At 66.6% G+C, this 22,790-nt stretch carries 22 protein-coding genes; 14 read left to right on the top strand and 8 right to left on the bottom strand.

Annotation, left to right across the window (positions count from 1 at the left end; translation table 11 throughout):
• Window positions 1-568, bottom strand: a 568-nt coding sequence (locus N5E02_RS13960; RefSeq protein WP_279946380.1) for a lipocalin family protein, incomplete at its 3' end; no start/stop codon positions are given.
• Between the two features lie 128 nt (window positions 569-696).
• On the opposite strand from N5E02_RS13960, the gene N5E02_RS13955 reads away from it, so the two are divergent.
• Window positions 697-996 carry a hypothetical protein gene (locus tag N5E02_RS13955; protein ID WP_065178019.1) on the top strand — a complete coding sequence of 100 codons (300 nt, stop codon included), beginning with the start codon at window positions 697-699 and terminating at the stop codon, window positions 994-996.
• 69 nt (window positions 997-1,065) lie between these two features.
• Window positions 1,066-3,162, top strand: coding sequence for a prolyl oligopeptidase family serine peptidase (locus tag N5E02_RS13950; RefSeq protein ID WP_139727688.1), 2,097 nt, complete (start codon window positions 1,066-1,068; stop codon window positions 3,160-3,162).
• Between the two features lie 70 nt (window positions 3,163-3,232).
• On the opposite strand, the gene N5E02_RS13945 is transcribed toward N5E02_RS13950, so the two are convergent.
• Window positions 3,233-4,426 (bottom strand): pyridoxal phosphate-dependent aminotransferase, encoded by a 1,194-nt coding sequence (locus tag N5E02_RS13945; RefSeq protein WP_065186217.1) that lies wholly within the window; start codon window positions 4,424-4,426, stop codon window positions 3,233-3,235.
• 143 nt (window positions 4,427-4,569) lie between these two features.
• Here N5E02_RS13945 and N5E02_RS13940 point away from each other — a divergent pair, with 143 nt between their 5' ends.
• The 8 genes from N5E02_RS13940 to hslU all read left to right on the top strand — a co-directional run bounded on the left by N5E02_RS13940 (window position 4,570) and on the right by hslU (window position 12,060).
• The gene (locus tag N5E02_RS13940; RefSeq protein ID WP_065186218.1) at window positions 4,570-6,681 is read left to right on the top strand and encodes a S9 family peptidase; all 2,112 of its coding nucleotides are present in this window, start codon (window positions 4,570-4,572) and stop codon (window positions 6,679-6,681) included.
• 54 nt (window positions 6,682-6,735) lie between these two features.
• Window positions 6,736-7,164, top strand: a complete 429-nt coding sequence (locus N5E02_RS13935; protein WP_065186219.1) for a YbaN family protein — start codon at window positions 6,736-6,738, stop codon at window positions 7,162-7,164.
• An 82-nt stretch (window positions 7,165-7,246) separates the two neighbouring features.
• On the top strand, window positions 7,247-7,519 hold the full coding sequence (locus tag N5E02_RS13930) for a lipoprotein (protein ID WP_065186220.1): 273 nt from the start codon (window positions 7,247-7,249) through the stop codon (window positions 7,517-7,519).
• Window positions 7,512-8,363 (top strand): diaminopimelate epimerase, encoded by an 852-nt coding sequence (gene dapF / locus N5E02_RS13925; RefSeq protein ID WP_032954541.1) that lies wholly within the window; start codon window positions 7,512-7,514, stop codon window positions 8,361-8,363. Before N5E02_RS13930 ends, dapF begins: the two co-directional genes overlap by 8 nt.
• Window positions 8,360-9,034 (top strand): DUF484 family protein, encoded by a 675-nt coding sequence (locus tag N5E02_RS13920; RefSeq protein ID WP_005419445.1) that lies wholly within the window; start codon window positions 8,360-8,362, stop codon window positions 9,032-9,034. Before dapF ends, N5E02_RS13920 begins: the two co-directional genes overlap by 4 nt.
• 16 nt (window positions 9,035-9,050) lie before the next feature.
• Window positions 9,051-9,947, top strand: a complete 897-nt coding sequence (gene xerC, locus N5E02_RS13915; protein WP_005419436.1) for a tyrosine recombinase XerC — start codon at window positions 9,051-9,053, stop codon at window positions 9,945-9,947.
• A gap of 85 nt (window positions 9,948-10,032) precedes the next feature.
• Entirely contained in the window at window positions 10,033-10,584 is a 552-nt protein-coding gene (hslV, locus tag N5E02_RS13910; RefSeq protein WP_005411093.1) for an ATP-dependent protease subunit HslV, read from the top strand.
• Window positions 10,585-10,686: 102 nt separating this feature from the next.
• The gene (gene hslU, locus N5E02_RS13905) at window positions 10,687-12,060 is read left to right on the top strand and encodes an ATP-dependent protease ATPase subunit HslU (protein ID WP_065178024.1); all 1,374 of its coding nucleotides are present in this window, start codon (window positions 10,687-10,689) and stop codon (window positions 12,058-12,060) included.
• 96 nt (window positions 12,061-12,156) lie between these two features.
• Here the strand turns inward: hslU and N5E02_RS13900 are convergent, their stop codons facing one another.
• A complete protein-coding gene (locus tag N5E02_RS13900) occupies window positions 12,157-13,149 on the bottom strand; it encodes a Gfo/Idh/MocA family oxidoreductase (protein ID WP_065186221.1) in 993 nt (330 codons plus the stop codon).
• Between the two features lie 45 nt (window positions 13,150-13,194).
• On the bottom strand, window positions 13,195-13,854 hold the full coding sequence (smeT, locus tag N5E02_RS13895) for an efflux transporter SmeDEF transcriptional repressor SmeT (protein ID WP_279946378.1): 660 nt from the start codon (window positions 13,852-13,854) through the stop codon (window positions 13,195-13,197).
• A gap of 207 nt (window positions 13,855-14,061) precedes the next feature.
• On the opposite strand from smeT, the gene smeD reads away from it, so the two are divergent.
• Genes smeD through smeF form a run of 3 tightly spaced genes read left to right on the top strand, consistent with a single transcriptional unit; the run spans window position 14,062 to window position 19,839 of the window.
• Window positions 14,062-15,246, top strand: a complete 1,185-nt coding sequence (gene smeD / locus N5E02_RS13890; protein ID WP_005419428.1) for a multidrug efflux RND transporter periplasmic adaptor subunit SmeD — start codon at window positions 14,062-14,064, stop codon at window positions 15,244-15,246.
• A 12-nt stretch (window positions 15,247-15,258) separates the two neighbouring features.
• Entirely contained in the window at window positions 15,259-18,381 is a 3,123-nt protein-coding gene (gene smeE, locus N5E02_RS13885; RefSeq protein ID WP_065178027.1) for a multidrug efflux RND transporter permease subunit SmeE, read from the top strand.
• Window positions 18,382-18,438: 57 nt separating this feature from the next.
• Window positions 18,439-19,839, top strand: a complete 1,401-nt coding sequence (gene smeF / locus N5E02_RS13880) for a multidrug efflux RND transporter outer membrane subunit SmeF (protein WP_139727684.1) — start codon at window positions 18,439-18,441, stop codon at window positions 19,837-19,839.
• 83 nt (window positions 19,840-19,922) lie between these two features.
• Here smeF and N5E02_RS13875 read toward each other — a convergent pair whose 3' ends face one another.
• From N5E02_RS13875 to N5E02_RS13860, 4 genes are all read right to left on the bottom strand, one after another.
• Window positions 19,923-20,345, bottom strand: coding sequence for a low affinity iron permease family protein (locus N5E02_RS13875; RefSeq protein ID WP_164093218.1), 423 nt, complete (start codon window positions 20,343-20,345; stop codon window positions 19,923-19,925).
• A gap of 70 nt (window positions 20,346-20,415) precedes the next feature.
• Window positions 20,416-20,751, bottom strand: coding sequence for a hypothetical protein (locus N5E02_RS13870; protein ID WP_005411085.1), 336 nt, complete (start codon window positions 20,749-20,751; stop codon window positions 20,416-20,418).
• 75 nt (window positions 20,752-20,826) lie between these two features.
• On the bottom strand, window positions 20,827-21,087 hold the full coding sequence (locus N5E02_RS13865; RefSeq protein WP_065186226.1) for a hypothetical protein: 261 nt from the start codon (window positions 21,085-21,087) through the stop codon (window positions 20,827-20,829).
• A gap of 198 nt (window positions 21,088-21,285) precedes the next feature.
• Window positions 21,286-21,738 (bottom strand): nucleoside deaminase, encoded by a 453-nt coding sequence (locus tag N5E02_RS13860; protein WP_005411083.1) that lies wholly within the window; start codon window positions 21,736-21,738, stop codon window positions 21,286-21,288.
• An 81-nt stretch (window positions 21,739-21,819) separates the two neighbouring features.
• Between N5E02_RS13860 and ubiE the strand changes: the two genes are divergently transcribed.
• Window positions 21,820-22,581, top strand: a complete 762-nt coding sequence (ubiE, locus tag N5E02_RS13855; RefSeq protein ID WP_005419407.1) for a bifunctional demethylmenaquinone methyltransferase/2-methoxy-6-polyprenyl-1,4-benzoquinol methylase UbiE — start codon at window positions 21,820-21,822, stop codon at window positions 22,579-22,581.
• Window positions 22,582-22,790 lie beyond the last annotated feature (209 nt).

Below are 22,790 nucleotides of genomic sequence, written 5' to 3'. Positions count from 1 at the left end.
TGCCGACCTGTTCCGGATGCTGCGGCACGCGCTTGAGCTTGTCGGTGTTCACGCCGTACTCGTCGCGCAGGCGCTCGGCCAGCTCCTTGTACAGCGCTTTGTCCATGTCCGGCGTGCGCGAGAAGATCCAGGCCATCTCACGGCCCGGGTAGCCGATCAGTGCCCACGAATAATCCGGGGCGACGTCCAGCACCCGGGAGTGGGTCGGCACCACGCGGTAGAACCAGGTGCGCCAGCCGTGGTTGCCGCTGTCCGGGTCGACGCTGGCGCGTGCACGGATCTCCTGCAGGGGTTCGCCGAAGCCGTCGCGGTAGCGGTAGGTGATGCCGACCTTGTGCTCGTCGCGCAACTCGTACTCGTTGACGCTGGCGACGTGCCCGCGTTCGATGAAGTTCGGCACGCGGCCGATCACGTACCAGGTGCCCATGAAGCGCTTGAGGTCGATCGGGGCATCCGGATCGGCGCGCGGGACGCTGGCACGGGGTGATGGCGGCTCACCGACCGCCATGGCGGGGCCCGCCAGGGACAGGGCCAGCAACACGGCGCAGAGCGGGCGGATCGAAGTCATGCGGGAGCGGGCTCAGGAGGGCTTTGCCTGAGCATGGTCGACTGAGCGTGCGCGATCCGTCAATGGTGTCGCAATCTGTGAGAAGGGGCTTGCCCAAGCTGTGTTGCATTGTCTACCGGAGAAGGCCCATGAACACACGTTCCGTCCGTCGCCCTGCAACTGAACGCATCATCGAACGCGCCGACCCGCGCCTGCTGCGTGGCGTGCGGCAACTGGCGCTGGCCGGACTGGCGCTGGTACTGGTCTGGCCAGCGGCACGTGGCAGCAGCGCGTGGTTGGGCTGGCTGCCGATGTGGCTGATCGGCATGCCGCTCGCGGCCTGGTGGGCGCTGCTGCGCTTCCCGCTGCCGCGCCTGTCGGGGCTGCCGAAGGTGCGGCGTACCGGTGGACAGGCGCGTCGCCGGCGCGGCCCGGCGGCCACGGCCTGACCTTCGACACGGGGGAGGCCGCGGCATTCCGTGCTAGCGTTCCACGGCTTATGACTGCCTGGAGCTGCAATGTCACGACTCGCTTCCGCCTGCCTGTTGGCCGGCATGATGACCGCTGCCTCGGTGGGGACCGCCGTGGCCGCTGAGGATACAGACCGCTACGCCTGGCTGGAGGACGTCACCGGCGACAAGCCGCTGTCCTGGGTCAAGGAACAGAATGCCAAGTCCGAGGCGCGCCTGGCGCAGACCCCGGCCTTCAAGCAGATGGAGACCCGCATCCGCGAGGTGCTCGACTCCGATGCCAAGATTCCGGGCGTGCAGAAGATCGGCGACTACTACTACAACTTCTGGAAGGACCAGCAGCACGAGCGCGGCCTGTGGCGGCGCACCACCCTGGCCGAGTACCGCAAGGCGTCGCCGCAGTGGGAGACCGTGCTGGACCTGGATGCACTGAACAAGGCCGAGGGTGAGAACTGGGTCTGGCACGGTGCCGATTGCCTGCGCCCGGATTACAGCCGTTGCCTGATCGCGCTGTCGCGCGGCGGCGCCGACGCCGACGTCACCCGCGAGTTCGACCTGGTCAACAAGACCTGGATCAAGGACGGCTTCTTCCGCCCGGAGTCGAAGGGGGGCCTCAACTGGGTCGATCGCGACACCGTGTTCGTCTACACCGACTTCGGTGCCGGCACGATGACCACGTCCGGCTATCCGCGCGTGGCCAAGCTGTGGAAGCGCGGCACGCCGATGGCCTCGGCCACGACGGTGTACGAAGGCAAGCCGGAAGACATGTACATCGCGGCGATGCACGATGACACCCCGGGCTTCGAGCGCAACCTGGTCAGCCGCACGCTGGCGTTCTACAACAACGAGCTCTACCTGCGTGGCGACGACGGCACGCTGACCAAGATCGACGCGCCGAACTCGGCCGAGAAGGGCCTGCACAAGCAGTGGCTGACCCTGGAGCTGCGCGATCCGTGGACCGTGGGCGGCAAGACCTATGCGTCCGGTTCGCTGCTGGCGACGAAGCTGGACGACTTCCTGGCCGGCAAGCGCGACTTCGAGGTGCTGTTCACCCCGACCGCGACCACCTCGCTGGCCAGCGCCACCTGGACCAGGAGCCACCTGGTGCTGAACGTGCTGGACGACGTCAAGAACCGCCTGTCGGTGCTGACCCCGGGCGCCAACGGCTGGCAGACCAGCCGCTTCGTCGGCGCACCTGCCTTCGGCACGCTGGGCGTGGCTGCAGTGGACAGCAATGACAGCGACGCGGTGTGGCTGACCGCCACCGACTACCTGACCCCGACCACGCTGGCGCTGGCCGAGATCGGCCAGGCCCCGGAAACACTGAAGACCATGCCGGCCTTCTTCGACGCCAAGGGCAAGGTGATCGAGCAGCACTTCGCCACCAGCAAGGACGGCACCCGCGTGCCGTACTTCGTGGTGCACGACAGGGCGATGAAGCTCGATGGCTCCAATCCGACGCTGCTGTACGGCTACGGTGGCTTCGAGATCTCGCTGACCCCGAGCTATTCCGGTGGCATGGGCCGCGCCTGGCTGGAGAAGGGCGGCGTGTACGTGGTGGCCAACATCCGTGGTGGCGGCGAGTACGGCCCGCGCTGGCACCAGGCGGCGCTGAAGCAGAACCGCCACAAGGCCTACGAAGACATGGCCGCGGTGGCGCGGGACCTGGTCAAGCGCAAGATCACCAGCGCCAAGCACCTGGGCGTGCAGGGCGGCAGCAACGGTGGCCTGCTGACCGGCAACATGCTGACCCAGTACCCGGAGCTGTTCGGTGCGGTGGTGGTGCAGGTGCCGTTGCTGGACATGAAGCGCTACAGCCACCTGTTGGCGGGTGCCTCGTGGATGGCCGAGTACGGCAACCCGGATACCAGTGACTGGGAGTTCATCAAGACCTTCTCGCCGTACCACCTGTTCAACGCGAAGAAGAACTACCCGCCGGTGCTGTTCACCACCTCGACCCGCGACGACCGCGTGCACCCGGGCCATGCCCGCAAGATGGCGGCGAAGATGATCGACGCCGGCAAGGACGTGACCTACTACGAGAACATCGAAGGGGGTCACGGCGGCGCCGCCAACAACGCGCAGGCCGCGCACATGTCGGCACTGGCCTACAGCTTCCTGTGGGAGCGGTTGGGCGGCAAGTAAGCAGAACGGAAAACGCCGCCCCAGGGCGGCGTTTTTCCTTATCCGGTAGGGCCAGCGGCCGGCACTACCGTCAACGTGATCCCTGCCAACGCTTCAATCCGCGCGCAATCCGCGCCACCGCCTCCTGCAATCGCGGTACCTCCTGGGTATAGGCCAGGCGCACGTGCTGGTTGGCACGATGGAAGCCGAAATCCAGGCCCGGGGTGAACGCCACGTGCTCGGTTTCCAGGAAATGCGCGCAGAATGCCTGCGCGTCGTCGGTGAATGCACTGACGTCGGCGTACAGGTAGAACGCGCCCTGTGGCTCGACTTCGATACGGAAGCCCAGCTCACGCAGTGCCGGCAGCAGGAAGTCGCGACGCTGGCGGAACGCGTCGCGGCGCTGCTCGAAGATCGCCATGGACTCCTCGCTGAAGCAGGCGAGCGCGGCGTGCTGGGCGATGCTCGAGGCGCTGATGTACAGGTTCTGCGCCAGCTTCTCCAGATCCGGTACTGCGGACGGCGGCGCCACCAGCCAGCCCAGCCGCCACCCGGTCATGCCGAAGTACTTGGAAAAACTGTTCAGTACGAATGCGTTGTCGTCCACCTGCAGCACGCTGGGCGCGTCCAGGCCGTAGGTCAGGCCGTGATAGATCTCGTCCACCACCAGGTGGCCGCCCCGCGCGTGCAGGGTCTGCGACAGTGCAGCCAGTTCGTCGGCGGAGAGCACCGTGCCGGTCGGGTTGGCCGGTGAGGCAACCAGCGCGCCGACGCTGTCGGCATTCCAATGCTGTTCCACCAGGGACGGCGTGAGCTGGTACGCAGTGTCCGGGCCGACCGGCACCAGCTGTGCGCCGCCTTCGACGAGGCGCAGGAAGTGGCGGTTGCAGGGGTAGCCGGGGTCGGCCAGCAGCCAGTGGCGGCCGGGATCGACCAGCAGGCTGCTGGCCAGCAGCAGCGCACCGGACCCACCCGGGGTGACCAGGATGCGCTCAGGATCGATGTCCAGACCGTAGTGGCTGCGATAGAAACCGCTGATCGCCTGGCGCAGGGCCGGCAGGCCACGTGCGGCGGTGTAGCGGGTATGGCCGGCGGCCAGTGCGGCCTGGCCGGCCCGCACGACCGGTTCGGCCGTAGTGAAGTCCGGTTCGCCGATTTCCAGGTGGATCACATCGTGGCCGGCCTGTTCCAGCGCCTGCGCGCGGGCCAGCAGGGACATCACATGGAACGGGGCGATTTCATGGCTGCGCCGGCTGTAGCCCGGCGTGTGGGGCAGGGTACTCATGTGCCCATGGTACGCCGGCCGGCATGACCCATGACGATCCGCAGGGTTGCCGCATTGCAGGGATTGGGGTCAGATCCCTTTTCGGGAAAAGGGATCTGACCCCGCCGAAGACCATTGCATTGACGCGCCTGGAGCCTTACTTCATGAAATCCACCCTTTGCCTGTTGCTTGCCAGCCTGATGACCACGACTGCTACCGCTGCCACTCCGCCCGTTCCGCCGGATGCCGCCCGGCACCCGCATGTGGTCAAGGCGCCGTTTGGCGCGACCCGCAACGATGACTATTACTGGCTGCGCGACGACAAGCGCGAGAACAAGGACATGCTGGCCTACCTGCAGGCCGAGAACGCTTACGCCGACCAGTTGCTGGCGCCGCTGAAGCCGCTGGAAGACACCCTGTACAAGGAGATCGTCGGCCGCATCAAGCAGGACGATTCCAGCGTTCCGGCGCGTGAGCGCGGCTACTGGTACTACAGCCGCTTCGAGACCGGCCAGGACTACCCGATCCACGCCCGCCGCAAGGGCAGCATGGAGGCCGCCGAGGAAATCCTGCTCGACGTCAACGCGATGGCCGCCGGCAAGGGCTACTTCAACGTCGGCGCGATGGAAGTGAGCCAGGACAACCAGCTGCTGGCATGGGCCGAGGATGACGTCGGCCGCCGCCAGTACACCCTCCGTTTCAAGGACCTGCGGACCGGCCAGGTGCTGCCCGACGTCATCACCGGCAGCTCCGGCGACCTGGTCTGGGCCGATGACAACCGCACCGTGCTGTACGTCGAGAACGATCCGGAAACGCTGCTGACCGTGCGCGTGAAGAAGCACGTGCTGGGCACCCCGGCCAGCGCCGACACCGTCGTCTACGAAGAGAAGGACGACAGCTTCTACATGGGCATCGGCCGCACCCGTGACGATCGCTTCATCACCATCGGCGTGCACAGCACCGTGTCCTCCGAAGAGCGCTACGCGCCGGCCAGCGACCCCACCACCTTCGCCGTGCTGGCGCCGCGCCAGCGTGACGTCGAGTACGACGCCGACCACTACGATGGCCGCTGGGTGATCCGCACCAACGATGGCGCGAAGAACTTCAAGCTGGTCACCGCACCGACCGACGCCACCTCGCGCGCGCAGTGGAAGGACTGGATCGCGCACGACGAGGCGGTGTTCATCGAAGGCTTCGAGCTGTTCGAGGGTTATACCGCCATCGCCGAACGCTCCGAGGGCCTGGAGCGCATCCGCCTGCTGTTCAAGGACGGCCGCAGCGACTACGTGAAGGCCGATGAACCGGCCTACTCGATGGGCCTGGGTGACAACACCGAAGCCGAGACGCCGTGGCTGCGCTACGTGTACACCTCGATGACCACGCCGACCACGGTATTCGAGCTGAACACCGCCACCGGTGAGCGTCGCCAGCTGAAGGTGCAGCCGGTGATCGGCTATGACGCATCGAAGTATGAAACCGACCGCGTCTGGATCACCGCGCGCGATGGCGTGAAGGTGCCGGTGTCGCTGGTCTACCGCAAGGGCTACCAGAAGGATGGAAAGGGCGCACTGTTCCAGTACGCCTATGGCAGCTACGGGATGTCGATGGACCCGTACTTCAACCAGACCGCGGTGAGCCTGCTCGACCGCGGCGTGGTGTATGCCATTGCCCATATCCGCGGTGGCCAGGAAATGGGCCGCGACTGGTACGAGAACGGCAAGCTGCTGCACAAGCAGAACACCTTCAACGACTTCATCGACGTCACCCGCGGCCTGGTCGCACAGGGCTGGGCGGCGAAGGATCGCGTCGCTGCGTCCGGCGGCAGCGCCGGTGGCCTGCTGATGGGCGCGGTGGCCAACCAGGCGCCGCAGGATTACCGGGTGATGGTGGCGCAGGTCCCGTTCGTCGACGTGGTCACCACCATGCTCGACCCGACCATTCCGCTGACCACCAACGAATACGATGAGTGGGGCAACCCGGAGCAGAAGCCGTATTACGACTACATGCTGTCCTACTCGCCCTACGACAATGTGAAGCAGCAGGCGTACCCGGCGCTGTTCGTGGGTACCGGCCTGTGGGATTCGCAGGTGCAGTACTGGGAGCCGGCCAAGTGGGTGGCCAAGCTGCGTGATCACAACACCGGCCCCTACCCGATCCTGTTCCGCACCAACATGGAAGCCGGCCATGGCGGCAAGTCGGGGCGCTTCCAGCGCTACCGCGAGCTGTCCGAGTCGTACGCGTTCGTGCTGCAGCAGCTGGGCATCGCCCAGCCGTAACGGCGAAGGGGTGCCGGGCGTTGCCGGGCACCCCGAACCGTTATCCTTGCGGCCATGAGCCTGCCCGAGCCCTCCGCATCCCGCGATACCGCCACGCCACCGCGCGTGGTGCGTTTCCGCTGGGCGTGGTGGCTGCTGGCCTATGTCAGCCTGGGCACCGGCATCGTCGGCATCTTCGTGCCGGGCCTTCCGACCACCGTATTCATCCTGATCTCGGCGTGGGCTGCGTCACGTGGGTCCGAACGCCTGCACACCTGGCTGCTGCAGCACCCGCGCTTCGGCCCGGCCATCGCCAACTGGCAGGCACACGGGGCGGTCAGCCGCCATGGCAAGTGGATGGCCACGATCACCATGGCGGTGTGTGCCGCCATCATGCTGTGGTGCGTGCCGATCGCCTGGGTGAAGTGGTTCTCGATCGGCAGCATGACCGTGGTCGCAATCTGGCTGTGGACGCGGCCGTTGCCGCCACCGCCCACAGATTGAGCGCCGGCGGTAGTGCCGGCCGCTGGCCGGCAACCCGATTCCCTGCACCAACCGCTCAGCCGCCAATGGCTATACTCGGGGCATGAAGATCCCCCATCGAAACGCCATCCTGATTCCGCTGGCAGCGGCCTCGCTGCTGCTCCTCGCCGCCTGCGGCAACAAGGGCCCGCTGGTACTGCCGCAGAAGCCGGTGCCGGTGGAGGAAACCGTCGAACCCGCTGCCGAGCCCGCCACCGAGGCGACCCCGGCGGAGGCCCAGGGCGCCGTTGCCCCCACCACGACCGTCGACCCGGCTGCAACGACCACTCAGCCGGCACCCGCGCCAGCGAAGAAGGCGGGCGTCGGGAATGAGTAAGGCCGGTTCCAGGGCCTTGCGCTTCAGCAAGATGCATGGCGCGGGCAATGACTTCGTAGTGATCGACCTGCGTGACGGTACTGCGCCGCCCACGCCTGAACTGGCCGCGCGCCTGGCCGACCGCCACACCGGCGTCGGCTGCGATCAGATCCTGACCATCGAGGCGCCACGTGCGGAAGGCTCGGTGGCCTCGTACCGCATCTGGAACGCCGACGGTTCCAATTCCGAGCAGTGCGGCAATGGCGCGCGCTGCATCGCGGCCTGGCTGGTGCGCGAGGGCAGCGCGCAGGGCGATGCATTCGTCATCGACAGCCCGCTGGCCAGCCATGAGGTGAAGGTGCTGGGTGAAGGGCAGTTTGCGGTGACGATGGGCGTGCCTGCCTTCGAGCCGGCCAACGTGCCGCTGATGGGCTTCGCCCACCCGCGCGAGGAATACCTGCTGCCGCTGCAGGGCGAGAGCGTCCGCTTTGCTGCGGTGTCGATGGGCAACCCGCATGCGGTGATCGAAGTGGGCTTGATCGATGCCGCTCCGGTTGAACGCGTGGGTTCGCTGCTGCAGCAGCACGCGTCGTTCCCGCGCTCGGTGAACGTGGGCTTCGCCCAGGTGATGAGCCCGGCCCACGCCCGCCTGCGCGTGTTCGAGCGCGGTGTCGGCGAGACCCTGGCCTGCGGCAGTGGCGCCTGCGCCGCCGCCGTGACCCTGATGCAGCGCGGCCGCCTGCAGCGCGATGCGCGCATCAGCCTGCCCGGAGGTGACCTGCGCATCCAGTGGCCGGGCGATGGCCAGCCGGTGGTGATGGCGGGCCCGACCGCATTCGTCTTCGAAGGGGAGTGGATGGCATGACCGAAACCGTCGACAAGCTCGGGGCCCATGAAGTCGCTGCCTGGTTGCGGCGACATCCCGGCTTCCTCAAGCAGTTTCCGGACCTGGCCCTGACCCTGGTGGTGCCGCGCGATGACGGCCCGACCGCATCGCTGGCCAGCTACCAGCTGGAAGTGCTGCGCGAGAAGAACCGCGAGCTGGCACGACGGTTGGCCGATCTGGGCGCCACCGCCCAGGTCAATGAACGCCTTGCGGTGCGCACGCACCAGCTGACCCTGGCACTGATGAAGCAGGACAACGCGGCCGATACCCTGCGCGCGATGGCCGCATCGCTGCAGGAAGACTTCGCCGGCGACCTGGTGCGGCTGGTGGTGCATGCGCCGGTGGCCGGGCTGGAACAGGCCGACTGGCTGCAGGTGATTGCTGCCGATGATCCGCAACTGGGCCCGTTCCGCGATTGCCTGAACGACGGCGAGCCGATCTGCGGCCGCCTGCAGCCGGAAAAGAATGCCGTCCTGTACGGCGTGCGCAGCGAGGAAGTGCAGACCACCGCGCTGCTGCCGTTGCCGGGCGTCGGCCTGATCGCAGTCGGCAGCCACGACCCGAACCGCTTCTACCCGGGCATGGGCACGCTGTTCCTGCGCATGATGGGCGACGCCCTGGCCACTGGCCTGAAGCGCTTCCACGACTAAGCAGGACCGGACGACGATGAGCGCGGTACAGGCCTTCCTGCAGCATCTGCAGGTGGAGCGGCGGATGTCGGCGCATACGCTTGACGCCTACCGCCGCGACCTGGACGCGCTAGCGGTCTGGGCCGAACCGCGTGGCGTAGCGGTGGAGGCGCTCGATGCCGATGCGTTGCGCCAGTTCGTCGCCGACGAGCATCGCCGCGGCCTGTCGGCCAAGAGCCTGCAACGCCGCCTGTCGGCCTGCCGCAGCTTCTATGCCTGGCTGCTCAAGCACGCGCACATCGAGGTCAGTCCGGCAGCGACGCTGAAGGCACCGCGCGCGCCACGCCGGTTGCCACAGGTCCTCGACGCCGATGAGGCGGTGCAGCTGGTCGAGCTGGAGCCGGAAGGTGAGCTCGGCCGCCGTGACCGCGCGCTGCTGGAACTGTTCTATTCCTCCGGCCTGCGTCTGAGCGAAGTCTGTGCGCTGACCTGGCGCGACCTGGATTTCGACAGCGGGCTGGTCAACGTGCTGGGCAAGGGCAACCGCCAGCGCCGCGTGCCGTTCGGGCGGCCGGCACGCGAAGCGCTGCAGGCGTGGCGCGCGGAAAGTGGCGGTGGTCCGGCATCGCCGGTGTTCCCCGGTCGCAACGGGCCAATCAGCCAGCGTGCGGTGCAGATCCGCATCCGCCAGCTGGCGCAGCGCCAGGGCCTGTTCAAGCAGGTGCACCCGCACATGCTGCGGCACAGTTTCGCCAGCCACATCCTGGAATCGTCCGGCGACCTGCGTGGTGTGCAGGAGCTGCTGGGCCATGCCGACATCGCCACCACGCAGATCTATACCCACCTCGATTTCCAGCACCTGGCCAAGGTCTATGACGCCGCGCATCCGCGCGCGAAGCGTCGACGCAGCACCGAGGGCAGCGGAGAAAGCTGAACGTTGGCCCTGCGTCAGCCGGTCGCGGGTGGCTTGAAGGGCGCAGCGCAGTCCCCACCTCTGGTTCTGTCACCCCGGAGGCATCATGGACCCCAGTCAGAACCCCAACGTTTTCCACGCCACCACCATCGTCTGCGTCCGTCGCGGCGAGCACGTGGCCATTGCCGGCGACGGCCAGGTCACGCTGGGCCACACCGTGATGAAGGGCAACGCGCGCAAGGTGCGCCGCCTTGGCCGCGACGGCCAGGTGCTGGCCGGCTTCGCCGGTGCCGCTGCCGATGCCTTCACCCTGTTCGAGCTGTTCGAGGCCAAGCTGGAAAAGCACGGCCAGCTGCAGCGCGCCGCGGTCGAGCTGGCCAAGGATTGGCGCACCGAGCGCCGCCTGGGCAAGCTCGAAGCCCTGCTGGCAGTGGCTGACAAGGAAACCTCGCTGATCATCAGCGGCACCGGTGATGTGATCGAGCCGGAGGACGGCATCATCGCCATCGGCTCCGGTGGTTCGTACGCCCTTTCGGCTGCGCGGGCGCTGATGGCGCACACCGAGCTGGATGCACGCACCATCGCCAGTGAAGCGATCGGCATTGCCGGCGACATCTGCATCTACACCAACCGCAACGTGGTGGTCGAGGAGCTGTGAGGGTCGTGCCGGCTGCTGGCCGGCAACCTCATGTCCCCCGCACGCGTGCCTGGTTGCCGGCCAGCGGCCGGCACTACCGACAATGAATCCGTGAGCACAACCATGTCGAAGATCGAAGTTTCCTCCGCCACCATGACCCCGCGCGAGATCGTGCAGGAACTGGACAGGCACATCGTGGGCCAGCACGACGCCAAGCGCGCGGTGGCCATCGCCCTGCGCAACCGCTGGCGTCGCATGCAGCTGCCGGCGGAGCTGCGCAATGAAGTGATGCCGAAGAACATCCTGATGATCGGCCCGACCGGTGTCGGCAAGACCGAGATCGCGCGCCGCCTGGCCACGCTGGCCAACGCACCGTTCGTGAAGGTCGAAGCCACCCGCTTCACCGAAGTGGGCTACGTCGGCAAGGACGTCGAGCAGATCATCCGTGACCTGGCCGACACCGCGGTCAAGCTCTATCGCGAACAGGCCAAGGTGCGCGTGCGTACCCAGGCCGAAGAACGCGCCGAAGACCGCATCCTCGATGCGCTGCTGCCGCGTCGTAGCGGCGGCATCGGTTTCGATCCTGAAGTCGCCCGCAACGAACCGTCGGCGCAGGACAACGAGACCCGCATCAAGTTCCGCAAGATGCTGCGCAACGGTGAGCTGGACGAGCGTGAGATCGAGCTCGACCTGGCGGCCAATGTCAGCATGGACATCATGACCCCGCCGGGCATGGAGGAAATGGGCCAGCAGCTGAAGTCGATGTTCGCCAACCTCGGCGGCGGCGCGAAGGCGCACAAGCGCACGCTGACCATCAAGGCCGCGCGCCCGCTGCTGATCGAGGAAGAAGCGGGCAAGCTGGTCAACGAGGATGACATCCGTACCGCCGCAATCGAGGCGTGCGAGCAGCACGGCATCGTCTTCATCGATGAGATCGACAAGGTCGCCAAGCGTGGTGACAACGTGGGCGGTGGCGACGTGTCCCGCGAAGGCGTGCAACGCGACCTGCTGCCGCTGGTGGAAGGCTCCAATGTGTCCACCAAGTACGGCACGATCAAGACGGACCACATCCTGTTCATCGCGTCGGGCGCGTTCCACCTGGCCAAGCCCAGCGACCTGATTCCGGAGCTGCAGGGCCGTTTCCCGATCCGCGTGGAACTGGGTGCGCTGAGCAAGAATGACTTCGTGCGCATCCTGACCGAGCCGAAGGCCGCGCTGACCAAGCAGTACGAAGCGCTGCTGGCCACTGAAGGTGTCAAGGTCAGCTTCACCGCCGATGCCATCGACCGCCTGGCCGAAATCGCCTTCCAGGTGAACGAGCGCCAGGAGAACATCGGTGCCCGACGCCTGCATACAGTGCTGGAACGCCTGCTGGATTCGCTCAGCTACGAGGCACCGGACCGCGATGGCGAAACCCTGGCCATCGACAGCGCCTACGTCGATGCACACCTGGGTGAGCTGGTGCAGGACCCGGACCTGAGCCGCTACATCCTGTAACGCCCGATCCGGTCGGATCCCTCGCCACGGCGAGGGCCCTGACGCCATCCGCTGCAACAGAAAAGGCCGCCGAAAGGCGGCCTTTTGCGTTGGCGGTCAGCGCGATTGCCGCGTGCGGTAGGCCTGCAGTACCTGATCGATCACCGCACTGGTGCGGGCGGCGCTGATGCCGTCCGAGGGCGAGTGCCCGTTGCCGCGCAGTTCATCCACGAGAGAGGCAATCAACGGTTGCTGGATCGACGACGGGTTGGGAATGTCGAAGGCCTGCACACCGGCTCCGGTCTCCAGCACCACCGGAACATCCTCGAAGGTCGCAAAGCGCAGCTGGCCGCGGTCGCCGGTGATCTCGATCTCATCCTGGCGGCGGAACGCGCAGAAGCTCCATTGCGCGATGCCGTGCGCGCCCGCTCCAGTGCGGAAGCACATCGAAACGCTGTCCTCGGCGGCATAAGCGCCGGTCAACGAACTGGCCAGGCCGCGCACATCGCTCAGCGGCCCCAGTAGATGATCGAGCAGGTCCAGGGTGTGCGAGCCCAGATCGACGAACAGCCCGCCGCCGGAGATTGCGGGATTGGTCCGCCAGAAGTCCGGCGATGCGGCGTTCACCGAATGCGGCCGATGCAGGGTGGCGCGAACGCTGCGCGGTGTACCGATCGCGCCGCTGTCCAGCAGCTGCTTCACCTGCGCGAATCGGGGCAGGGCGCGGCGGTAGTAGGCGACGAACACGGGCACGCCACGGCGTGCACTGGCTTCCAGGATGCGCTCGCATTCGGCGAGGTCCAGGGCCATGGGTTTCTCGATATAGACCGGCTTGCCCGCCGCAATCGCCTGCAATGCGTACTGCATGTGCGTGGAGGGCGGTGTTGCAACGTACACCGCGTTCACGTCCGGATCGCCGATCAGCGCGTCGGCATCCGTGTACCAGCGTGGCACCGCGTGGCGCCGCGCATAGTCTTCGGCCAATGCGGCATTGCGGCGCATGACCGCCGCCACCCGTGAGCCGGGTGTGCTGGCCAGGGCGGGGCCGCTCTTCTTCTCGGTGACGCTGCCGCAGCCGATGAAGCCCCACACCACGTTGTCCAGGATCATGGGTCTGTCCTCACAGTGGGGCTGCGGTGGCGGCAGTGAACCCGCTCATGCCTCGGGCAGCGGCTCGGGCACGGTGCCGGGAACGAACACGCCGTCCTTTACGTAGGCGGCCAGGGTCATGTCCAGTGCGAGCATGCCATCGCGCTTGAGGTCCATCAGTTCCGGTTCGACCATCGCACCGTGCAGTACGCCCAGCACGGTGGCGTGCAGCATGCGTGCGGCGATCTTCGGGTCTGCACCCTCGCGCAGCTGGCCCAGGTCCTTTGCCCGGCGCAGGGCACGTTCCATCCGGTCCAGTCCATCGCGGAAACCGGCCTGCTGCAGTTCGGTCAGCACCCGGGTATCAGCCGACGCATCGCTGCGCAGCATGATCTCCATGGTCTTGCGCAAGCGCTCGTCCTCGGACAGTTCGATGAACGAGTGGATCATCACCGCGCGCAGGTCGTGCACCGGCGTGTTGCGCTGGTCGGTCGAGGTGCGCTCCAGCTCCTGCATGAAAGGCAGAAGCACGCGCTCGACGATCGCGGCCAGCACCTCGCTCTTGTTCTTGAAGTGCCAGTAGACCGCACCGCGGGTATAGCCGGCGCGGGCACCGATCATCTCCAGCGTGGTACGGGCCACGCCGTGTTCATGGAAGCAGGCTTCGGCGGCGTCAAGGATGCCTTCCCGGGTTGCCTGGGTGTCCTCTTTGGTCTTGCGGGCCATGGATGGGTACGAGTGCGGGTGAAACGTGGCTGAATTGTACCGGTTTACAAACAAACAATCATGTATGTATATTTCGCTCCCATCATTCCCGTCGTGTGCGTGGCAGGCCGGTCCGGTTACCACTCCCCGCTGGTGAGCGTTGCCTGCTGGCGCTTTCGGCCTGTATCAGCGCGATTTGAGATTCCTTCCCCTAAGAGCCTTTCCGTCATGTTGCTGAGCCGAATCCGACCCTTTGCACTGTCGCTGGCGATCGCCGCGACCGTGGCTGCCTGCGGCGGCCAACCCCAGGCCCCCGAGCAGGGCCCGGGTGACGTCACTGTGGTCACGCTGAAGTCCGAGACCGTGGGCCTGACCCGCGAACTGCCGGGCCGTACCAACGCCTACCTGGTCGCCGAAGTGCGCCCGCAGGTCAATGGCATCGTTGCCAAGCGCCTGTTCACCGAAGGTGGCATGGTCAAGGCCGGCGAGCCGCTGTACCAGATCGAGGACGCCAGCTACCGCGCCCAGGCCAACAGTGCCCGCGCCCAGCTGGCCCGCGCCGAGGCCACCGCCAACGCCGCCCGGCTGAGCGCCAAGCGCATCACCGAGCTGGCCAAGGTCGATGCGGTCAGCCAGCAGGACCTGGAAAATGCCGTGGCCGCGCAGAAGCAGGCCGAGGCGGATGTCGGTGCCGCGAAGGCATCGCTGGACGCAGCCAACGTCACCCTGGGCTACGCCCGCATCACCGCGCCGATCAGCGGCCGCATCGGCAAGTCCAGCGTCACCCAGGGTGCGCTGGTCAGTGCCGGCCAGGCCAATGCACTGGCTACCGTGCAGCAGCTGGACCCGATCTATGTCGACCTGACCCAGTCTTCGGCCGAGCTGCTGCAGCTGCGCCGCGAACTGGCCGCCGGCCGCCTGCAGGACAACCAGACCCTGCCGGTCAGCATCCTGATGGAAGACGGCAGCACCTTCGAGCACAAGGGCACGCTGGAGTTCTCCGAAGTCAGCGTCGATCCGACCACCGGCAGCTTCGGCCTGCGCGTGAAGGTGGACAACCCGGACGGCCTGCTGATGCCGGGCATGTACGTGCGTGCGGTGATCGGCGGCGGCGTGCGCAGTGATGCCGTGCTGGTGCCGATGCAGGGCATCGCCCGCGATCCGAAGGGCGATACCACGGCGATGGTGGTCGGCAAGGACAACAAGGTCGAAGTGCGCCCGGTCAAGGTCAGTCGCACGGTCGGCGACAAGTGGCTGGTCGAGGACGGCCTGAAGGCCGGTGACAAGGTCATCGTCGAAGGCCTGCAGAAGATCGGCCCCGGCATGCCGGTCAAGGCCACCGAAAAGGGCGACGCACCGGCCAAGCCGGCGGCCGATGCCCAGCCTGCCGCCCCGGCCGGCGACGCGAAGTAAGCGGAGAACCCCATGGCACGCTTTTTCATCGATCGACCCATCTTCGCGTGGGTGATCGCCATCATCATCATGCTCGCCGGCGGCCTGGCCCTGTTCAAGCTGCCGGTCTCGATGTACCCCAACGTCGCACCGCCGGCGGTGGAAATCAGCGCCACCTACCCGGGTGCATCGGCCAAGGTGGTCGAAGACTCGGTGACGCAGATCATCGAGCAGAACATGAAGGGCCTTGATGGCCTGATCTACTTCTCCTCCAACAGCTCGTCCAACGGCCAGGCCACCATCACCCTGACCTTCGAGAGCGGCACCAACCCGGACATCGCCCAGGTGCAGGTGCAGAACAAGCTGCAGCTGGCCATGCCGCTGCTGCCGCAGGAAGTGCAGCGGCAGGGCATCAACGTGGCCAAGTCCAGCTCGGGCTTCCTGAACGTCATCGCGTTCGTGTCCGAGAACGGCAGCATGGACGCCAACGACATCGCCGACTACGTCGGTTCCAATGTCGTCGACCGCCTCAGCCGCGTGCCGGGCGTGGGCAACATCCAGGTATTCGGTGGCAAGTACGCCATGCGCATCTGGTTGGACCCGAACAAGCTGCATACCTATGGCCTGTCCGTCGCGGAAGTGACTGCGGCGATCAAGGCGCAGAATGCCCAGGTGGCGATCGGCCAGCTCGGCGGTGCGCCGTCGGTGAAGGGCCAGCAGCTCAACGCCACCATCAACGCGCAGTCGCGCCTGCAGACCCCGGAACAGTTCCGCAACATCATCGTGCGCGGCGCGCAGGACGGTGCCGAGCTGCGCCTGGGTGATGTCGCCCGCGTCGAACTGGGTGCCGAGTCCTACGACTTCGTCACCCGCTACAACGGCCAGCCGGCCAGCGGCCTGGCGGTCACACTGGCCACCGGCGCCAATGCGCTGGATACCGCTGCCGGCGTGGATGCTGCGCTGGACGACATGAAGAGCTTCTTCCCGGCCGGATTGAAGGCCGAGATCCCGTACGACACCACCCCCTTCGTGCGCGTGTCGATCAAGGGCGTGGTGCAGACCCTGCTCGAAGCGATCGTGCTGGTGTTCGTGGTGATGTACCTGTTCCTGCAGAACTTCCGCGCCACCCTGATCCCGACCATCGCCGTGCCGGTGGTGCTGCTGGGTACCTTCGGCGTGCTGGCGATGCTGGGCTTCTCGGTGAACATGCTGACCATGTTCGCGATGGTGCTGGCGATCGGCCTGCTGGTGGACGATGCCATCGTGGTGGTGGAGAACGTCGAGCGCATCATGTCCGAGGAAGGACTGTCGCCGCTTGAAGCGACCCGCAAGTCGATGGGCCAGATCACCGGTGCGCTGGTGGGTATCGGCCTGGTGCTGTCGGCGGTGTTCGTGCCGATGGCCTTCATGAGCGGATCCACCGGCGTGATCTACCGGCAGTTCTCGGCCACGATTGTCTCTGCAATGGCGTTGTCGGTACTGGTGGCGATCGTGCTGACCCCGGCACTGTGCGCGACCATGCTCAAGCCGTTGAAGAAGGGCGAGCATCATGTTGCCCACCGCGGCCTGGCCGGTCGCTTCTTCAACGGTTTCAACCGCGGCTTCGACCGCACCAGCGAAAGTTACCAGCGTGGTGTGCGCGGCATCATCCATCGTCCGTGGCGCTTTATGGGCATCGTGGCGGCACTGTTCGTGCTGATGGGCGTGCTGTTCGTGCGCCTGCCCAGCTCGTTCCTGCCCAACGAAGACCAGGGCGTGCTGATGGCGCTGGTGCAGGCCCCGGTCGGCGCCACCCAGGAGCGCACGCTGGAATCGATCGCGGCATTGGAGAATCACTTCCTGCAGAACGAGAAGGATGCGGTGGATTCGGTGTTCTCCGTGCAGGGCTTCAGCTTCGCCGGCATGGGCCAGAACGCCGGCATGGCGTTCGTCAAGCTGAAGGACTGGAGCGAGCGTGACGCCAACAATGGCGTGATGCCGATCACCGGTCGTGCGATGGCAGCCCTGGGCCAGATCAAGGATGCCTTCATCTTCGCCTTCCCGCCGCCGGCCATTCCGGAACTGGGTACCGCCTCGGGCTATACCTTCTTCCTGAAGGACAACAGCGGCCAGGGCCACGAGGCACTGGTGGCCGCACGCAACCAGCTGCTCGGCCTGGCCGCCGGCAGCAAGAAGCTGGCCAACGTGCGCCCGAACGGCCAGGAGGACACGCCGCAGTTCCGCATCGACATCGACGCGGCCAAGGCGACCTCGCTGGGGCTGTCGATCGACCAGATCAACGGCACGCTGGCCGCTGCGTGGGGCAGCTCGTACATCGACGACTTCGTCGATCGTGGCCGCGTCAAGCGCGTGTTCGTGCAGGCCGACCAGCCGTTCCGCATGGTCCCGGAGGACTTCGACCTCTGGTCCGTGAAGAACGACAAGGGCGAGATGGTGCCGTTCAGCGCGTTCGCCACCAAGCACTGGGATTACGGTTCGCCGCGCCTGGAGCGCTACAACGGTGTGTCGGCGATGGAGATCCAGGGCGAACCGGCCCCGGGTGTTGCCTCCGGCGATGCCATGGCCGAGATCGAGCAACTGGCCAAGCAGCTGCCTGCGGGCTTCGGCATCGAGTGGACGGCGATGTCCTACCAGGAACGCCAGGCGGGCTCGCAGACGCCGTTGCTGTACACGCTGTCGCTGATGATCGTGTTCCTGTGCCTGGCCGCGATGTACGAAAGCTGGAGCGTGCCGACGGCGGTGCTGCTGGCGGCCCCGCTGGGTATCCTCGGCGCAGTGCTGGCCAATACCTTCAAGGGCCTGGAGCGCGACATCTATTTCCAGGTGGCGATGCTGACCACGGTAGGCCTGACCAGCAAGAACGCGATCCTGATCGTCGAGTTCGCCAAGGAAAACCTGGAGAAGGGCGCGGGCCTGATCGAGGCGATCATGCATGCGGTGCGCGACCGCCTGCGCCCGATCGTGATGACCTCGCTGGCCTTCGGCATGGGCGTGGTACCGCTGGCGATCTCCACCGGTGCCGGCTCCGGCGCCAAGCAGGCGATCGGCACCGGCGTGCTCGGCGGCATGATCGTCGGCACCGTGCTCGGCGTGTTCTTCGTACCGCTGTTCTTCGTAGTGGTGCAGCGCGTGTTCAAGCGCAAATCCACGACGTGATCGAAACGGTAGTGCCGGCCGCTGGCCGGCTCTACCTCCTGCCATCCGGCAGTACCGATGGAAGTCATTCCCATGAAAAGTGCATCCCTGTTCCTTTCCATTGCCGCCGCGCTCGCGCTGCCCGGCTGCTCCACTCTGGTGCCGAAGAACACCGCCGTCGCTCCGGCAATTCCGGCGCAGTGGCCGGCCGAGGCTGTACAGGGCCAGGCGGCCGATGTCGCCGCCGTAGGCTGGCGCGACTTCTTCACCGATGCGCGCCTGCAGCAGGTGATCGAGCAGTCGCTGCAGAACAACCGCGACCTGCGCGTGGCCGTGCTCAACGTTGAACGCGCGCGCGGCCAGTACCGCGTACAGCGCGCCGACCGCGTGCCCGGTGTGGCCGTCACCGGCCAGATGCAGCGCCAAGGCACCGACGCCGGCGTCACCGAGCAGTTCACCGCCGGTGTCGGCGTGGCCGAGTTCGAGCTGGACCTGTTCGGCCGCGTGCGCAACCTCAGCGAAGCGGCACTGCAGCAGTACTTTGCCGTAGCTGCCAATCGTCGCAACGCGCAGCTGAGCCTGGTGGCCGAGACAGCGACGGCGTGGCTGACCTACGGTGCCGATGCCCAGCGTCTGAAGATCGCCGATGCCACGCTGAAGACCTACGAGGATTCGTTGCGCCTGGCCGAGGCCCGCCACGAGCGTGGTGGCAGCTCGGCGCTGGAGCTGACCCAGACCCGCACGCTGGTGGAAACCGCGCGTACCGACGCCGCGCGCCTGCGTGGCCAGCTGGCCCAGGACCGCAACGCGCTGGCCCTGCTGGCCGGTGGCCAGCTGGACCCGGCACTGCTGCCGGACGGCATCGAACCGCAGTTGCTGGCACTGGCGCCTCCGCCGGCCGGCCTGCCCAGCGATGTGCTGCTGCAGCGCCCGGACATCATGGCCGCCGAACACCAGCTGCTGGCCGCCAATGCCAACATCGGCGCGGCACGTGCTGCGTTCTTCCCGAGCATCTCGCTGACCGGCAGCATTGGCAGTGGCTCCAGCGAATTGTCCAGCCTGTTCGACAGCGGCACCCGCGTATGGAGTTTCCTGCCGAAGATCACCCTGCCGATCTTCCAGGGCGGCAAGCTGCGCGCCAACCTGGCCGTCGCCAACGCTGATCGTGATATCGCACTGGCGCAGTACGAGAAGTCGATCCAGGTGGGCTTCCGCGAAACCGCCGATGCGCTGGCGTTGAATGTCAGCCTGGATGAACAGGTCAGTTCACAGCAGCGCCTGGTGGAAGCGGCCGAACAGGCCAACCGCCTGTCGCAGGCACGCTACGACGCCGGCCTGGACAGCTTCGTGACCCTGCTGGACGCACGACGCACTGCCTACAACGCGCAGCAGACCCAGTTGCAGGCGCAGTTGGCCCAGCAGGCCAACCGCATCACCCTGTACAAGGTGCTGGGCGGCGGCTGGCACGAGCGCGGCTGAGAGAAAGCCGGCCAGCGGCCGGCTCTACCTGGACGATCGTTGGTAGTGCCGGCCGCTGGCCGGCATTGTCATTCCGGGGCCCGCTACACCGCTTCATCGTCGCGCCGCGCCGCATGGCAGGCGCGAACGCGCGCCAACGCATCGCCTGCTTCGCGGGCCATCTGCTCGTACTCGGCACGGATCTCTTCCAGGCGCGCTTCGTCCAGTTCTTCCAGATCCAGCAGTTCGTTGTTGGCTTCGGCCGTCGCCCGGATCAGCTCGTCCAGCTTGATCTGCATCGCGGCGGTGTCCGCGTTCTGCGTGTGCTGGATCAGGAACACCATCAGGAAGGTGATGATGGTGGTGCCGGTGTTGATCACCAGCTGCCAGGTGTCGTTGAAACCGAACACCGGACCACTGATGCCCCAGATCACCACGATCCCTACCGCGGTCAGGAAGGTCCACGGTGAGCCGGTGGCTGTCGCGGCCTTCTTGGCGATCGTATTGAACAGGTTGCGTGCTTTCATCGTCGTCGTGTGCCCACTCAGGTGACGAGGATGATCGGCAGTGACCCGTGCAGGTGCCGTGCAGCGCCGGTCAGGCGCGCATGCGCTGCAGTCGTGGCGCCTGCAGGCTGCGCACCGGGCTGCTCTGGTAGACGTGCTGCCAGCAACGGTCGACGAACTCACGGGCCTGGGCTTCGCTCAGCCGCGGCATGATCTGCAGGGCGTACTGGGTCTGGAACATCTCGTCACGTTCGGCCTCGCTGGCGCGCGGCTGGGTGATCAGCGAATCGCAGGCGAACTTGATCCACGGCACGTACGAGCCGAACGAGTTGTGCGGCAGTGCGCCTTCGGCATGCTGGCGGCGCCAGTGGTCAAGCTCGGCGTCTACGTTGATGACCGGAGGAATGGTGGGGACTTCAGCGTGCATGACAATCCAGTTCGGTTGAGTGGAAAGGGAGTGGGGGTTCATCGGAGTGTGGCGTATGTGGCGGTGCATGCCGCGTCAGCGGGATGTGGAGCCGGCGTGGCGATTGCCGATCAATTGCGCATGCTCGACCGCACCGAGGTCCTCGGCCATGTCGGCCATCGCATTGCACAGGCGCTCCTGGTCGAGCGGGTGGCGGCGGACCAGCTCCAATTGCATGTGCTGATAGGCAGTCCAGAACAGCGCGCCGCGCCGGTGCAGTGCATATTGCTGCTGCAGGCGCTCGCGGATGGCATCGAGGATCGGGTCGGGCGGGGGACGTACGGCGTGCGCGCACATGGCTGGCTCCGCCGGGGAAAGGGACCCCGGTAACCCCACCCTAGGCGCCTCGGCCGGGTGGGGTGTTACCGCAGTGTATGCACGCAGCGCAGCTGACTGTGCACGGGTTCACGGCATCGGCCGCAAACGCTGCGGGCACTAGAACGTGCCCGCGCTGAAGCGTTCATTAAACGGGTTCAACGACACGTTGCACGGTGCTTATTCACCGATGTCTTCATTCCAGATCTCCGGATGCTGCGCAATGAAGCCACCCAGCAGGTCAACGCATTCCTGGCTGTCGAGGTCGATCACGTTGACACCGTTCTCGCGCAGCCAGTCGATGCCGCCCTGGAACGTGCGCGATTCGCCCACCACCACGGTGCCGATGTTGAACTGGCGCACCAGACCCGAGCAGTACCAGCACGGCGCCAGGGTGGTGACCATGATGGTGTCCTGGTAGCGGCGCTGGCGGCCGGCCTTGCGGAAGGCGTCGGTTTCGCCGTGCACCGATGGGTCGCCTTCCTGCACGCGGCGGTTGTGGCCGCAGCCGAGCAGGCGGCCGTCGTTGTGGTACAGCGCCGCGCCGATCGGCACGCCGCCCTCGGCCAGGCCCTGGCGGGCTTCGGCGATGGCGGTCTGCAGCAGGGCCTGGTAGTCGGGCGTGGTGATCATGCGGGGGCTCCGGTCAGTCGTGGCCCGCCATGATACGGGCAGGGGGTGCCGCTGGCCCCCGGCGGTGCGATAATCGGGGCCATGAGCGAATCCCCCTACAAAGCCGGTACCACCCATTTCGGGTTCCGCGACGTCGCCGCCAAGGACAAGCAGAAGCTGGTCGGCCAGGTGTTCACCTCGGTCGCGCGCAACTACGACCTGATGAACGACCTGATGAGCCTGGGCGTGCACCGGGCGTGGAAGCGCTACTACGTGGCGACCGCGCAGGTGAAGCCGGGCGACCGCGTGCTCGATCTGGCCGGCGGCACCGGCGACATCGCCGCCCTGCTGAAGGAACGCGTCGGCGCCGAGGGCTCGGTGGTGCTGGGCGACATCAACGCCGGCATGCTGTCGGTCGGCCGCGACCGCCTGACCAACCGCGGCCTGGTGCTTGGCCTGGACTACGTGCAGTGCAACGCCGAAGCCCTGCCGTTCCCGGACAACAGCTTCGACCTGGTCACCATTGCCTTCGGCCTGCGCAACGTGACCGACAAGGACGCCGGCCTGCGCGAGATGTACCGCGTGCTGAAGGTGGGCGGCCAGGCCCGCGTGCTGGAGTTCTCCGAAGTCACTGCCGACTGGTTCAAGCCGATCTACGACTTCCACTCGTTCAAGATCCTGCCCAGGCTGGGCAAGTTGTTCGCCAACGATTCGGACAGCTACCAGTACCTGGCCGAGAGCATCCGCAAGCATCCGCCGCAGGACGAACTGAAGGCGATGATGGGGCAGGCCGGCTTCGAGCGCTGCCACTACAAGAACCTGACCGGCGGCATCGTCTCGATCCACTCCGGCTACAAGCTGTAGGCCCGGTGTTCCGGTAGTGCCGGCCGCTGGCCGGCACCTGCGCGGGCAACCACCGGGCGACGGGGTTGCCGGCCAGCGGCCGGCACTACCGGCGCTGTGCCTGCCATTACCCCGCACCGCGCAACGCCTGCAGGGCCCGAGGGAGGTACCATTGGGGTTTGATCCCCGTAACGGTCCCGATTCATGCGTAATCCGCTGATGCTCCTTCC

It is taken from the genome of Stenotrophomonas sp. GD03777 (assembly GCF_029842485.1).
GTDB classification, from domain to species: Bacteria; Pseudomonadota; Gammaproteobacteria; order Xanthomonadales; family Xanthomonadaceae; genus Stenotrophomonas; species Stenotrophomonas sepilia.
This window is presented reverse-complemented; position numbering and strand designations above follow the sequence as displayed.